13 protein-coding genes and 6 tRNA genes are annotated in these 12,045 nt (G+C 74.2%); 10 read left to right on the top strand and 9 right to left on the bottom strand.

The window, feature by feature from the left end; genetic code table 11:
- Positions 1-448: 448 nt before the first annotated feature.
- From ESG85_RS34820 to ESG85_RS03080, 3 genes are all read left to right on the top strand, one after another.
- Positions 449-616, top strand: a complete 168-nt coding sequence (locus tag ESG85_RS34820; RefSeq protein WP_164986148.1) for a hypothetical protein — start codon at positions 449-451, stop codon at positions 614-616.
- 201 nt (positions 617-817) lie between these two features.
- On the top strand, positions 818-1,900 hold the full coding sequence (locus ESG85_RS03085; protein WP_128976449.1) for a phosphotransferase family protein: 1,083 nt from the start codon (positions 818-820) through the stop codon (positions 1,898-1,900).
- A gap of 39 nt (positions 1,901-1,939) precedes the next feature.
- Positions 1,940-2,215 (top strand): TFIIB-type zinc ribbon-containing protein, encoded by a 276-nt coding sequence (locus ESG85_RS03080; protein WP_128976448.1) that lies wholly within the window; start codon positions 1,940-1,942, stop codon positions 2,213-2,215.
- A gap of 108 nt (positions 2,216-2,323) precedes the next feature.
- Here ESG85_RS03080 and ESG85_RS03075 read toward each other — a convergent pair.
- The 5 genes from ESG85_RS03075 to ESG85_RS03055 all read right to left on the bottom strand — a co-directional run bounded on the left by ESG85_RS03075 (position 2,324) and on the right by ESG85_RS03055 (position 2,788).
- Positions 2,324-2,395: transfer RNA gene (locus ESG85_RS03075), tRNA-Val, on the bottom strand.
- Positions 2,396-2,423: 28 nt separating this feature from the next.
- Positions 2,424-2,495 (bottom strand) — tRNA-Val (locus tag ESG85_RS03070).
- Positions 2,496-2,529: 34 nt separating this feature from the next.
- Positions 2,530-2,601 (bottom strand) — tRNA-Val (locus ESG85_RS03065).
- Position 2,602: 1 nt separating this feature from the next.
- Positions 2,603-2,676 (bottom strand) — tRNA-Cys (locus ESG85_RS03060).
- Positions 2,677-2,715: 39 nt separating this feature from the next.
- A tRNA-Gly gene (locus ESG85_RS03055) sits at positions 2,716-2,788 on the bottom strand.
- A 250-nt stretch (positions 2,789-3,038) separates the two neighbouring features.
- Between ESG85_RS03055 and ESG85_RS03050 the strand changes: the two genes are divergently transcribed.
- The 3 genes from ESG85_RS03050 (at position 3,039) to ESG85_RS03040 (ending at position 5,905) form a co-directional block, all read left to right on the top strand.
- Positions 3,039-4,091 carry a chorismate-binding protein gene (locus ESG85_RS03050; protein ID WP_128976447.1) on the top strand — a complete coding sequence of 351 codons (1,053 nt, stop codon included), beginning with the start codon at positions 3,039-3,041 and terminating at the stop codon, positions 4,089-4,091.
- Entirely contained in the window at positions 4,088-4,918 is an 831-nt protein-coding gene (locus ESG85_RS03045) for an aminotransferase class IV (RefSeq protein ID WP_128976446.1), read from the top strand. The genes ESG85_RS03050 and ESG85_RS03045 overlap by 4 nt, the downstream gene beginning before the upstream one ends.
- 150 nt (positions 4,919-5,068) lie before the next feature.
- Complete coding sequence (locus ESG85_RS03040; RefSeq protein ID WP_128976445.1) at positions 5,069-5,905, top strand: GNAT family N-acetyltransferase; 837 nt, start codon at positions 5,069-5,071, stop codon at positions 5,903-5,905.
- Between the two features lie 161 nt (positions 5,906-6,066).
- Here ESG85_RS03040 and ESG85_RS03035 read toward each other — a convergent pair whose 3' ends face one another.
- Positions 6,067-6,579 (bottom strand): DsbA family protein, encoded by a 513-nt coding sequence (locus ESG85_RS03035; protein ID WP_128976444.1) that lies wholly within the window; start codon positions 6,577-6,579, stop codon positions 6,067-6,069.
- A 135-nt stretch (positions 6,580-6,714) separates the two neighbouring features.
- Between ESG85_RS03035 and ESG85_RS03030 the strand changes: the two genes are divergently transcribed.
- Positions 6,715-7,140 (top strand): hypothetical protein, encoded by a 426-nt coding sequence (locus ESG85_RS03030; protein WP_128976443.1) that lies wholly within the window; start codon positions 6,715-6,717, stop codon positions 7,138-7,140.
- A gap of 133 nt (positions 7,141-7,273) precedes the next feature.
- On the top strand, positions 7,274-7,438 hold the full coding sequence (locus ESG85_RS03025; protein WP_219825155.1) for a hypothetical protein: 165 nt from the start codon (positions 7,274-7,276) through the stop codon (positions 7,436-7,438).
- A gap of 42 nt (positions 7,439-7,480) precedes the next feature.
- Here the strand turns inward: ESG85_RS03025 and ESG85_RS03020 are convergent, their stop codons facing one another.
- Both ESG85_RS03020 and ESG85_RS03015 read right to left on the bottom strand, forming a co-directional pair.
- Positions 7,481-8,038: a CGNR zinc finger domain-containing protein gene (locus tag ESG85_RS03020; RefSeq protein ID WP_128976441.1), complete on the bottom strand. Its 558-nt coding sequence runs from the start codon at positions 8,036-8,038 to the stop codon at positions 7,481-7,483.
- Positions 8,039-8,229: 191 nt separating this feature from the next.
- Positions 8,230-8,643: an SsgA family sporulation/cell division regulator gene (locus tag ESG85_RS03015; protein ID WP_015032345.1), complete on the bottom strand. Its 414-nt coding sequence runs from the start codon at positions 8,641-8,643 to the stop codon at positions 8,230-8,232.
- A gap of 189 nt (positions 8,644-8,832) precedes the next feature.
- Here ESG85_RS03015 and ESG85_RS03010 point away from each other — a divergent pair, with 189 nt between their 5' ends.
- Together ESG85_RS03010 and ESG85_RS03005 are read left to right on the top strand one after the other, a co-directional pair.
- Positions 8,833-9,324: a TIGR02611 family protein gene (locus ESG85_RS03010; RefSeq protein ID WP_128976440.1), complete on the top strand. Its 492-nt coding sequence runs from the start codon at positions 8,833-8,835 to the stop codon at positions 9,322-9,324.
- 53 nt (positions 9,325-9,377) lie between these two features.
- A tRNA-Val gene (locus ESG85_RS03005) sits at positions 9,378-9,452 on the top strand.
- 67 nt (positions 9,453-9,519) lie between these two features.
- Here ESG85_RS03005 and ESG85_RS03000 read toward each other — a convergent pair.
- Positions 9,520-11,940, bottom strand: coding sequence for an SCO7613 C-terminal domain-containing membrane protein (locus ESG85_RS03000; RefSeq protein ID WP_128976439.1), 2,421 nt, complete (start codon positions 11,938-11,940; stop codon positions 9,520-9,522).
- Positions 11,941-12,045 lie beyond the last annotated feature (105 nt).

Raw genomic sequence — 12,045 nt, 5'->3', positions numbered from 1 at the left:
TTACGTAGCCCCGCCCCGGCGCGCTCACAGGCCGCGCCCTCGGGGCCGGATCGATTGTCAGTGCTGAGGGGGACACTTGAGGAGGGGTCAGCCGTGCTCCTCGCCAACACTGCCTCATATCAAGGGTGTTGGACATCCTCCCGCCCGGCGCCCCGGAGGCCCGCACCGGACGTGAGCGACGTCACGCACCCGCTCGGCCGCCTTCCCGGGGCCCCGGCCCGCCTCCGTGCCGTCCCCTCCGGGAACACCCTCACTCCGGGGCGCTCGTCTCCACCCTGGGGAGTACGCCGAGCGGAGCGCTGTCATCCTCCGGGAGGCCCGGAAGGCGGTACGCAGGCAGGACGCCCCGGGCCGCGCCGGTGCCTAGATTGGTTGTCGAGCGGCGGGTGCAGCACTCGTCCCCCGAGGTCACCGCACCCGCCGCGTCCGACACGACAGGAGAGGAACCATGGCGTACCCGGCCCCGCGGATGAACCCCCGCCCTTCGAGCCGCCGTCACCCGCTGGTGGCGACCGCCATGGTCCTCCCTCTCGCGGCCCTGCTCGTGGTCGTCTTCGGCGGCTGGGACGCGGTGGTCACTCAGGCGTCGTCCGTGGGCGTGATGCTGGGGCGCTGAACGGCGCTCCGGACCCGGGAGAGCGGCCCGGGTCGGGGACATCCGGCCATCAGCCCCGTGGGGACGGGGGTGCGGCGGACGGCAGCGTGTGGCCGGTCAGCTGGGGAGCTGACCGGCCCTCGCGCATTTCCGGGGCCGGCCAGGCCGACGCCGGCCGGCACGGGCCGACGTGCGCCGCCCGGTCACGCGTAGGCTCCCCGCGTGGAGGAGACCGTTCTCGTACAGCTGCACGCGCTCGCGCGGCAGGCCGCGCACCCCGAGTACGCCGAGCCTCCCGTGCGCCCCGCGCACGCGTCGCACGGCGGGGAGGCCCCGTCCTGCCGCTGCCCCGTGGGGCTGCTCGCGGACCGGGACGACGGCACGGTCGTACGGCACGGCGAGCTCGTCCTGAAGGCGCACGGGCCGGACGGCCGCGGGGACGAGCTGCGGTCGCGGGTCTCGCTCGCGGCGCGGCCCGGCCTGGCCCAGGTCCTCCTCGCGCCCCTCCCGGGGCCGCGCGAGGCCCTGGACGGCCGTCCGCTCACCGTCTGGCCCTACGGCACCCCCGTCGACCCGGACGCGCCCGACGCCGCGCCCTGGGAGGAAGCGGCACGCCTGCTCGCCGCCCTGCACCGGACTCCGCCCCCGCCGGATCTGCCCGCCATGCGGGCTCCGGTGAAGGCCGCGCTGGCCGTGGCACGCATGCGCCGCACCGCTCCGGCCCATCCGGCCACGGCCACGGTGCTCCGCGCCTGGAGCACCCTTCCCGACCTGCCGGCGCCCCAGGCCCTCTGCCACGGCGACTTCCACCTCGGTCAGCTCGTCCGCCTCGCCGGGCCCGGGCGGGCGGAGCCGACCGGGCAGAGCGCGCAGGTCCGAGGGGCCGACCGGAGCCGGACGGGCCGGAGCGAACGGCCCGACGGGACCGGCCGGCCCGACCCGGCGGGGCCGGGCTCGCGCTGGCGGCTGATCGACGTCGACGACCTCGGCGTCGGCGATCCCGCCTGGGACCTGGCGCGCCCGGCGGCCTGGTTCGCGGCCGGACTGCTGCCGCCCGGGGTCTGGTCGCGCTTCCTCGGCGCGTACGAGGCCGCCGGCGGCCCGGCGACCGCGAGCCCGGGCGGCGACCCCTGGGCCCGCCTCGACCTCCCCGCCCGCGCCCTGACCGTACAGACCGCGGCGCTCGCCCTCGCCAAGTCCGCCGCCGAGGGCCGGCCGCTGGACGAGGTGGAGCAGGTGATGATCGACACCTGCTCCCGAATCGCAACTCTCCGAACCGAGTTGGCTCCGCCGGCGTCCCCCTAGGGTGAGAGCACCATTCGAACGGCAAGGAGTTGAATCCGCATGCAGTGTCCGAAGTGTCACGCGCCCATGCACACGTACAACCGCAACGGCGTGCAGATTGAGCAGTGCAGCGGTTGCCGGGGCATCTTCCTGGACTACGGGGAGCTCGAGGCCCTGACCCGTCTCGAGTCGCAGTGGGTGCAGCAGGCCCCGCCGCCGCCCGCCTACCCGGCGCAGCCCGCGGCCCCGGCCTGGGGCGCTCCGCACCACGGCGGCCACCACGGTCACCACGGCGGCCACCACCGCGGCTTCGGCCGGATGCTGTTCTCCTCCTGACGCCGGGCGCGGGCCCCTGCGGGGGCCCGCACGCCCCTGCGGGGACCCGTAGGTCTCCACCGCACACGAAGAAGCCCCCGGCCGATGGACGGCCGGGGGCTCACTCTGTGCGCGATACTGGGATTGAACCAGTGACCTCTTCCGTGTCAGGGAAGCGCTCTCCCGCTGAGCTAATCGCGCGGGCACACCCGAGGGTGCGGGTACTGCGTGCGCGATACTGGGATTGAACCAGTGACCTCTTCCGTGTCAGGGAAGCGCTCTCCCGCTGAGCTAATCGCGCGGGGGATCCGAAGATCCGGGACCCGAGGGTCCAGTGGACGATACTGGGATTGAACCAGTGACCTCTTCCGTGTCAGGGAAGCGCTCTCCCGCTGAGCTAATCGTCCTTGGAGGTGGAGACGGGATTTGAACCCGTGTAGACGGCTTTGCAGGCCGTTGCCTCGCCTCTCGGCCACTCCACCAGGAGTGAATACGGGGGTTCGGGATGATCCCCCACATCGAGCGGACGACGAGATTCGAACTCGCGACCCTCACCTTGGCAAGGTGATGCTCTACCAACTGAGCCACGTCCGCTTGTCGTTTCCGTTTCGCTTGCGCGTCCCGGCGACGTGTTGAACTCTAGCGGATTCCTGGGCCAGCACAAAAACGCGTTTCCGCAGCGTGCTGACCTGCGCCCCGGCCGACGGGTCCGGAAGCGTCGGCACGGCGTTCACTCCACGTGTTCCCGGGGTGGCTCCCGGCGCCCCGGTCACCCGGTCCTCCCCGCCCTCCTCCGTCACCGCTCTCCTCGGTCGGGCCGTCCCGGCCGCCCTAGACTCGCCCTGTGCACCCCCTCGCTCCTCTGGCCCGCTTCGGCGGCCTCCTCGCCACCGATCTCCGGGACGTCACCCACGACCCCGAGGCCCTGGACTCCTCCGGTTTCTGGGCCGTCGTCGCCGACTTCGAGGGCCGCCTGACCTGTGCGCGCTTCGGTGACGTGCGCCCCGACCCCGTCCCCGAGCCGGTGCCGGGCGCCTGGCGCGGTCCCGCGGCCGGCGACTGGACGTCCTCGCTCGACCGCGACGCGTACACGGAGGGCGTGCGCCGCGTGCGCGAGCACATCGCGCGCGGCGAGGTCTACCAGGCGAACCTCTGCCGGGTGATGTCCGCGCCGCTGCCGGATCCGGCGGCGGCCGACGTCGACGCGCTCACGGCCCTCCTCGCGCGCGGCAACCCGGCCCCCTACGCGGGAACGGTCCGGCTCCCCGCGCACGGCGTGGAGATCGCCACCGCCTCTCCCGAGCTCTACCTGAGCCGCGCGGGCGCGGTCGTGGAGTCCGGTCCCATCAAGGGCACCGGGAGGACGGCCGAGGACCTCCTGGAGAAGGACCACGCGGAGAACGTGATGATCGTCGACCTGGTGCGCAACGACCTGGGCCGGGTCTGCGCGACCGGTTCCGTCACCGTGCCCGAGCTGTGCGCCGTCGAACCCCATCCGGGCCTCGTCCACCTGGTGTCCACCGTGCGCGGCGAGCTGCGCCCCGGCGCCGGCTGGCGCGACCTGCTGGCCGCGACCTTCCCGCCCGGTTCCGTGACCGGCGCCCCGAAGTCCAGCGCCCTGCGGATCATCGAGGCCCTGGAGACCGTCCCGCGCGGTCCCTACTGCGGCGGCCTCGGCTGGGTCGACGCCGACCGGCGCACGGCCTCGCTGGCGGTGGGCATACGCACCTTCTGGATCGACCGTCCCGAGGGAATGCTCCGCTTCGGCACCGGCGCCGGCATCACGTGGGGCTCCGATCCCGAGCGCGAATGGGCCGAGACGGAACTCAAGGCGGCCCGTCTGGTCGCGATAGCGTCGGGCGCGTACGAGGCGAGCGGAAAGGCCACATCTCGATGAAACTCTGGGTCAACGGCGCACTGCACGACGCGGAGACCGCCCGGGTGTCCGTCCTGGACCACGGTCTCACCGTCGGCGACGGCATCTTCGAGACGGTCAAGGCCGAACGTGGAGAAACGTTTGCTCTCACCCTTCACCTGGAGCGGCTGACCCGCTCCGCCCGCGGCCTCGGACTGCCGGACCCCGATCTCGACGAGGTCCGCCGGGCCTGCGCCGCCGTCCTCGAGGCGAACCCCGTGGAGCTCGGCCGGCTCCGCATCACGTACACCGGCGGCGTCTCGCCGCTCGGCTCCGAACGCGGCGATTCCGGCACCAGCCTGGTCGTGGCGCTCGGCGGCACCAGCCGGCGACCGGACACCACCGCCGTGATCACCGTCCCCTGGACCCGCAACGAGCGCGGCGCGCTCACGGGCCTGAAGACCACCTCGTACGCCGAGAACGTCGTCGCGCTGGCCCGCGCGCACGAGCGCGGCGCCTCGGAGGCGCTGTTCGGCAACACGGCCGGCCTGCTCTGCGAGGGCACCGGCTCCAACGTCTTCGTGGTGGTCGACGGCCGCATCCTCACCCCTCCGGTCTCCTCCGGCTGCCTCGCGGGCATCACCCGTGCCCTGGCCGTGGAGTGGACCGGCGCGGAGGAGGCCGACCTGCCGCTGGACGTCCTGGAGAGCGCCGACGAGATCTTCCTGACCTCGACCCTGCGTGACGTCCAGGCCGTGCACCGGGTGGACGACCGGGAGCTCGCCGTGGCACCGGGTCCCGTCACGGCCAAGGCGATGCGGATCTTCGACGAGCGCGCGGCCCGGGACCGGGACCCGCGGCTCGGCTGAGAGCCAGGGCGCAACCGCACGGGTCGACGGTGCCGGCCCGGAGCGCGCAGGCCGGCCGGCGCGGTGCCGTGACCGGCTGGGCGGCCCGGTCGGGGCGGTGCCGTGAGAAACCTGATGACGGACGGCGGCCCGCTGGGTAGAACACGGGTGATGACCACGACCCTGCGGCCCTCCGAGCCGCTCCAGCAGTCCGCCGACGGCGGCCGTTCGCGCACCTACGACATCTGCGTGAACAGCCGCCGGGTCGGCTCCGTCCACCTCTCCACGGATCCGGCCTTCGGGGCCGCGGTGGGGGTGATCTCGGACCTCCGGGTCGACGAGCCGGACCGCGGCCGCGGCCGCGGCACGGTGGCGGCGCTCGCGTCCGAGGAGGTGCTGCGCTCCTGGGGCTGCGGCGAGGTGCGGATCTCGGTGCCCGCGGACGCGGTGGGCGCCCTGCGGATGGCGACCTCGCTCGGCTACACGGAGCGCAGCCGGAACATGCTCAAGGAGCTGCCGTCCGAGCCGCCGGACCTTCCGGACGGCTTCGCCCACCGGCCGGTCACCGAGGAGGAGTTCGCCGAGTGGTCGGCCCGCTCCATGGACGCCTTCGCGCAGAGCTGGATCGACCGCGGGGTGCCGGAGGCGCAGGCCCGCGCCAAGGCGGAGGACAGCCGTCGCCGCTTCCTGCCGCAGGGCCTGGCCACGCCGGGCATCACGGTGGAGGTGGCCGTACGGGACGAGCGGGTCGCCGGCTTCCTCTGGAGCGGCCGGATCGAGCTGGAACCGGGCCGGTGGACGGGCTTCGTGTACGAGGTCGAGGTCGTCGAGGAGCAGCGGGGCCGGGGCTACGGCCGGGGGCTGATGCTGGTCGCCGAACGCGCGGCGCTCGCGGCCGGCGAGGCCCTGCTGGGGCTGCACGTCTTCGCGGGCAACACGGCGGCGATCAGCCTCTACGAGTCCCTGGGCTACCGCACGACCCACCTCAACAGCGCCAAGCCGCTGTAGGGCGGGCGGGGCAGCCGCGGCGGGCGCCGCGCCGGCCTCGCGGCCCGACCGACCCGGCGGGCCTGACCGACCTGGCCGTCCTGGCTGGCCCGATCGGCCTGGCGGGCCGGAAGTGGCTGAACGGCCCGACTCGCTGAACGGCCTCGCCGGGCGGCGGGTTCTCAGCCCTTCAGCAGGCCGTCGACGATCTCCTCGGCGCGCTCGCGCAGGCCGTCCTGGCTCTGGCCGCCGTCGAGGCGCTCGCCGCCGATGACGTACGTGGGCGTACCGGTGACCTTGATCGCCTTGCCCTCGGCCTCGTCCGCGTCGACGGTCAGCAGGTGCCGTCCGTCGATCAGCGCGGTGTCGAACTCCTCGGCGTCCAGGTCCAGTTCGCGGGCCACCTCCAGGAGCACCGGCTCGCCGCGCTCGCCGAGCTCGGCGGTCCTGGCGAGCAGGGCCTCGGTGTACGGCCAGCCCTTGCCCTGCGCGAAGGCCTCCTCGGCGGCCTGGGCCGCGGCGTAGGCGTGCTTGTGCTTGGGCAGCGGGAAGTGGCGCAGCTGGACCTCGAGGCGCTCGCCGTACGTCGCGCGCAGGGCGCGGACGTCGTCGAGGGCCTTGAAGCAGTCGGGGCACTGCAGGTCGAACCAGGCCTCCAGGACGACGGGGGAGGCGGGGGTGGTGGACTCACTCATGGGAAGAGTCTCCCATCCGGCCGTCCCTGGGGGACGACCCGGAGATCTCCCTGATCCGGGGCCCGGAACATGGCCGCGCGGGGGCCGGGCGGTGCAGGATGGAAGGGACGTATCAGCCGGGACCAGGAGGATCGCATGCTTGCCGAGACCATTTGCTCCGCGGTGGCCGCGGCCGGCCTGGGCATCGCCGCGATCACGGCCTTCCGCAAGCGGTTCCTGGCCGCGGCCCGGATGGCCGCGTACGCGCTGGTGCCCCTGGGGCTGGTGATGACGGGTGCGGTGGAGTGGCTGTCCGAGACGGCCTTCAGCCCCACCGCCTGGGCCGGCTTCGGCGTGCTGGGCGCCGCGTGGCTGCTCTTCTCGTCGACGCGGGCGATCGAGCGGCGCAGGGCCGGACGGAAGCAGACCGCCGGGGGAGAGGACCGGGCCGCCGTGGCGCCGTCCGCCTCGGCGCCGTCGCTCGGTGCCGGTCAGCGCGGTCCGGCGGCGAAGCCGCGGGCGCAGGCCGCCGACGAGGACTTCAGCGACATCGAGGCGATCTTGAAGAAGCACGGAATATGACCGGGATCCGACCGCGGTCTGACCGGTTCTGACGCTTCCTGGTCGCGCCCACCACGGGATGGGGTGAACGGGGCGTGTCGCCGGGTGTGTTGCGGGATCTTCGAGGTGGTCCGTGCCCCATCATCCCCCCGAGATGCTGGATACCTCGCGGGACCCCGTTCCCACCTCGACGCCCGCTCCCACGGAGGAGCCGCGCGGCTGCCTGTTCGCGCTCTCCCAGCCGCCGCTGATGATCTTCCTCGCGGTGATCGGCGGTCTGCTGCTCATGGCCGCCGTCCACGATCTGTTCCTGCTGTGAGGGCGGGCGCGGGCGTGCCGCCGGACGGGAGGCGGGACGGGTTCAGCCGGCGGCTTCCTTGCGACGGGCCCGGTAGGCGGCGACGTGCAGGCGGTTGCCGCAGGTGCGGCTGTCGCAGTAGCGGCGTGAGCGGTTGCGGGAGAGGTCGACGAAGGCCCGGCCGCAGTCCGGCGCCTCGCAGCGGCGCAGCCGCTCCTGCTCGCCCGCGACGACGATGACGGCGAGCGCCATGCCGCAGTCGGCCGCCAGGTGGTCGGCGACGGAGGCGCCGGGTGCGAAGTAGTGCACGTGCCAGTCGTAGCCGTCGTGGTCGGTCAGCTGCGGCGTGGTCCCGGCCTCGGCGACCAGCTGGTTGATCAGCGTGGCGGCGATCCGGGCGTCGGGCGCCGAGAAGACGGCGGTGAAGCGTTCCCGCACCTCGAGCACGGCGCGCAGGTCGTCCGGTCCGAGCGTGCCCACGTCACTGATCTTGTGGGCGTGCACGAAGGACTGCAGCGCCTGGACGTCCCCGAGCCCGTCGTCGCGGTCACCCCGCGGGGCGGTGTTCATCAGATCGACGACGGTGTCGAGGGCGATCCGGGTGTCGTGGGGGATCAGCACGATTCGCTCCCTGGCCGGCTGCGGGCGGGCGCCCGCGGAATTGCGCTGACTCTAGCGCGAGCCGGGAACGGGCATCGGCGCCCCGCACCGCGCCGGCTGCGCGGTGTGGAGCGCCGATGGTGGACGTACGCGACTGTCCGCGCGGCGCCGTCTCCCCGAGTCGGACGGCGCCGTGCGGCTGTAGGCCTGGCTCAGCTGTCGGCCAGGATGTGGGAGAGCTCCGTGTCCAGGTCGAAGTGACGGTGCTCGGTGCCGGGCGGCACGGCGGCGTCGGTCCGCTTCAGGAACGACTCCAGGGCCCTCGCCGGGGCCTCGAGCAGGGCTTCGCCCTCGGGGGAGCTCAGCGCGATGCAGACGACTCCCTGGCCGTGGCTGCGGGACGGCCAGACACGGACGTCGCCCGTGCCGGTGGGCCGGTGCAGGCCCTCGGCGAGAAGGTCGCGGGCGAAGACCCATTCGACCGTCTCCTCGGCTCCGGTGTGGAAGGTGGCGTGCACGGCATACGGATCGGCCGTGTCATACCGCAGGCCCGCGGGTACAGGCAGTGATGACTCGCTCGACACAACGAGGCGCAGGTGCAGCTCGCAGCTGACCGTGGTGTTCATAAGCGCCAGGGCCTTTCGCTCAGTGTGCGCTCGGGGATTCGCACGTCGGCGAAATCGACATGCCACCTACGGTGCCGTTGTAAACCCCTCTGTCTGTTTTGTGATCGTTCAGGTAGCTCGTTCGGGTGTATGTAACTGCGGGTAATACCGCCATTTCAGCCCGCCGGTCCCGTCCGGTAAGTTGGGGCCATGAATGCGGAGAGTGACGAGCGCACCGGGGAGTCCGCGGCCGACGGGGGCAGCGGTGTGAAGAAGCCGGTGGGCACGCCGGCGAGCACGGGGGACAGCGGCTCCGGGGGCACCGACGAGGCGCCCCTCGGCTCACGGGCGCCGGAGTTCATCAAGGCCCGCCGGACCCTGCACCTGAGCTGGCAGGTCGGCGTCTTCATCGTCGGCCTGGCCGTCGTCGGCGCCGGCATCGTGATGCTGCCGCTGCCCGGCCCCGGCTGGCTGGTGATCTTCGCCGGCATGGCGATCTGGGCGACCGAGTTCGTCTGGGCCCAGCTGGTGCTGCGCTGGACCAAGCGCAAGGTCACCGAGGCCGCCCAGCGCGCCCTCGACCCCAAGGTCCGCCGGCGGAACATCATCCTCACCACCGTCGGCCTGGTGATCATGGGCGTGCTGCTCGGCGTCTACGTGTGGAAGTTCGGCTTCGTCATGCCGTGGAAGATCGACCAGTGACCTGACGTGGTTCGGGACCGCCGCTGACATGGGGTAATGTTTGCGGTGCGCCCGGGCGATTAGCTCAGTGGGAGAGCGCTTCGTTCACACCGAAGAGGTCACTGGTTCGAACCCAGTATCGCCCACCACCCGGACCGAGGGCCCGGAGACGATCACCGTCTCCGGGCCCTCGGCGTTCCCGGCGCCATCGCGGCCTCAGCGCAGCCGGCCCAGCCGCTCCCGGAGCCGGCGGGCGTCCCGCAGCCGCTGCTCGTACGTCGCCCCCACCGCGAGCAGCAGCAGACCCGCCAGGGCCGGCGGCAGCCAGCGCGGCAGCGCGCCCACCGCCTGCAGCACGTACGGCGCCAGCTCGTGCAGCCCGTCCAGGGCCAGCACCGTCCCGCCGAGCACCAGCGGAGCCTGCAGCCGGAACCGCGCGCCCAGCAGCGTCACCACGAGCGCCGCCACCCCCAGCAGCAGCGGACGCGTCCCCTGCGCGTCGGCCCAGGCCGCGAACAGGCTCGGCACCAGCGTCGCCGCCAGACCAGGCCCGTACGCCGTCCACGACGACGCCTCCCGGTCGCGGCGCCGCCGCAGCACACCCACCACCAGGGCCGGGACCGTCACCGGCAGCGTGTACGCCTCCGGCGTCGTCACCTCCCAGACCACCAGCCGCACCCACGTGGCGAGCAGGAAGAGACCCGCCGCGACCCAGGAGGCGACACGGCGCCGCTCCGGTCGCACCGCCGTCGCCGCCGCGACCACACCGCCGAGCGCCAGCGCGAGCGCGAGCAGAGCGGGCCGCCCGGCCGCCAGGACCAGCGCGCACACCCCCACCGCCGCGCCCGTGGCCTCCACCGCCACGGCCACCGGACGCCGCCGCAGCCACGCGCCCACGGCGGCCGTCCCGGCCGGCACGGCCAGCAGCACGAGACCGCTCGCCGCCACGCCGAGACCGGCAGCCGCCGCCCCGGCGCCGGCCAGGCCCGCCACGGCCGACACCGTCACACAGGCCGCGACCAGCCGCCGGACCCCGTCCCCGGCCACCGCGACCCCGCCGAACAGGACCACGAGCACGCCCAGCACCGCGAACGTCGCCCCCCGCGCGTCGAGGCCCAGAGCCACCGCCCCGGCCGCGGACACCAGCCCGCACGAGAACGCCGGCCAGCCCATGACCGCCGAGGACGCCGCACCCCGCAGCACCACGCCGGGACGCAGCGAGACGGACAGGGCCATCGCCGCGGCGGCCAGCTGGACCGCCGTCGTCACGGCGTACGACAGCTCCAGGGACACCGGCAGTGCGGTCAGCAGCGCCCACACCAGCAGCAGCGCCCCACCGCGTGCCCACGCGCGGGGCACCGCCGTGAGGGCCACGGCCGCGAGCAGCAGCACCGACGGCGCCGTCGCCGGAATCCAGGTCAGGACGGGAGCGGAGTGCTCGCCCGACCACACCGCCGTACGCCGGGCCAACGGCCCCAGCAGCCCCGCCGCCACCGGCGGCAGCGCCCACATCACGCCGATCCCGAGCACGCCGCCGCCCGCGGCGACCAGCCCGTTCCGCACCGCACCCGCCGGCGACGAGGAGCCGGCGGGCCGGACATCCCCGCCCTCGCGACGGGCGCGGACGCCGAAACCCCACCACGCCGCGGCCGCCAGGACCATGCCGCAGACCGCGTAGCCGGGAACCTGCCAGGCCTCCGGCACGGCGGCCCGCAGCAGCCCGCCCGCCGCGGCGACCACCGCGAGGCCCGCCACCAGCGCGGAGGCGAGCGCCGAGCCGCGGTGGCGCACCGCGAGGAACAGCAGCACCCCGGCGCACGCGAGGAGCAGCGCAGCCGCGCGCAGCGGGCCCGTGAAGGACAGGAACAGACCCGTGAGCAGCGCCCAGCCGCCCAGAACGGCCGCTCCCGCGCCCGCCGTCACCCGCACCGGCAGCGCCCCGGCCCCCAGCACGGCGACCAGGTCGAGGACGGCCGTCGCGAGCGCCGCCCACGCGAACGGGACGACCCCGCCGCCGGCAGCCAGCACCCCGAGCGGAAGCGGCAGTTGCGCCGCGACCACGGCCGCCGGGAGCGGCAGCGCCAGCCGGCCGAGGGCCGAGCCGTACGCCGCCCAGAGCCCGGCCAGCACCGCCGACACCGCCGCCGTGTACGCGAGCCCGGCCACGTCCGGGAGGGCCACCCGGTGCAGGGCGTAGGCGTCGAGCACCGTCAGGACCAGACCGATCGCCGCCACCGACTCCGCCGTCGAGCGCAGCTCGCGACGCAGCAGGACCGCCGGGGCCGCCAGCGCGGCCACCGTCACCATGGACAGCACCGAGGACCGGCCGCCGATGCCCATCGAGACCCAGCTGACCAGAGTGAAGACCAGCGCGGCGACGGACAGCAGCACCCCGCCCAGGGTGAGCAGCACGTTCTGCGTGCTGCGCGGCGTCGCCTCGGGCTGCCGGGGCGGCCAGGCCGCGGCCCCGGGCGGCCGGACGTGCGGCGGCGGTGCCGGCAGGGCGACCCGCTGCGCGTTCAGCACCCGCAGCAACCAGTCACGGCGGACCAGCAGGCTCGCCCGGTGCGCGTCCAGCCGGGCCAGTTCGCGGTCGACGAGCTTCAGCTCTTCCGCGGGAGGCAGGGAGGATTCCATAGCCGGAGTGTGGCGCCGCACACAGCGAAAGGGGATGCGCGCGCGTACTCAGATCCGCGTCTGAGTAGCCCCCACGGTCCGTGTCCCGGCACCCGGGTGGCGTCC

Source organism: Streptomyces roseicoloratus (assembly GCF_004117935.1).
Taxonomy (GTDB): domain Bacteria; phylum Actinomycetota; class Actinomycetes; order Streptomycetales; family Streptomycetaceae; genus Streptomyces; species Streptomyces roseicoloratus.
Note: the sequence above shows the minus strand (reverse complement) of the source record. Positions and strands in the feature narration are given on the sequence as shown.

Excerpts from the sequence above, each read along its gene's own strand:
- ESG85_RS34820 (WP_164986148.1), top strand. The coding sequence starts at position 449 with ATGGCGTACCCGGCCCCGCGGATGAACCCCCGCCCTTCGAGCCGCCGT.
- ESG85_RS03080 (WP_128976448.1), top strand. The coding sequence starts at position 1,940 with ATGCAGTGTCCGAAGTGTCACGCGCCCATGCACACGTACAACCGCAAC.
- ESG85_RS03045 (WP_128976446.1), top strand. The coding sequence starts at position 4,088 with ATGAAACTCTGGGTCAACGGCGCACTGCACGACGCGGAGACCGCCCGG.
- ESG85_RS03040 (WP_128976445.1), top strand. The coding sequence starts at position 5,069 with ATGACCACGACCCTGCGGCCCTCCGAGCCGCTCCAGCAGTCCGCCGAC.
- ESG85_RS03035 (WP_128976444.1), bottom strand. The coding sequence starts at position 6,579 with ATGAGTGAGTCCACCACCCCCGCCTCCCCCGTCGTCCTGGAGGCCTGG.
- ESG85_RS03030 (WP_128976443.1), top strand. The coding sequence starts at position 6,715 with ATGCTTGCCGAGACCATTTGCTCCGCGGTGGCCGCGGCCGGCCTGGGC.
- ESG85_RS03025 (WP_219825155.1), top strand. The coding sequence starts at position 7,274 with ATGCTGGATACCTCGCGGGACCCCGTTCCCACCTCGACGCCCGCTCCC.
- ESG85_RS03015 (WP_015032345.1), bottom strand. The coding sequence starts at position 8,643 with ATGAACACCACGGTCAGCTGCGAGCTGCACCTGCGCCTCGTTGTGTCG.
- ESG85_RS03010 (WP_128976440.1), top strand. The coding sequence starts at position 8,833 with ATGAATGCGGAGAGTGACGAGCGCACCGGGGAGTCCGCGGCCGACGGG.
- ESG85_RS03000 (WP_128976439.1), bottom strand. The coding sequence starts at position 11,940 with ATGGAATCCTCCCTGCCTCCCGCGGAAGAGCTGAAGCTCGTCGACCGC.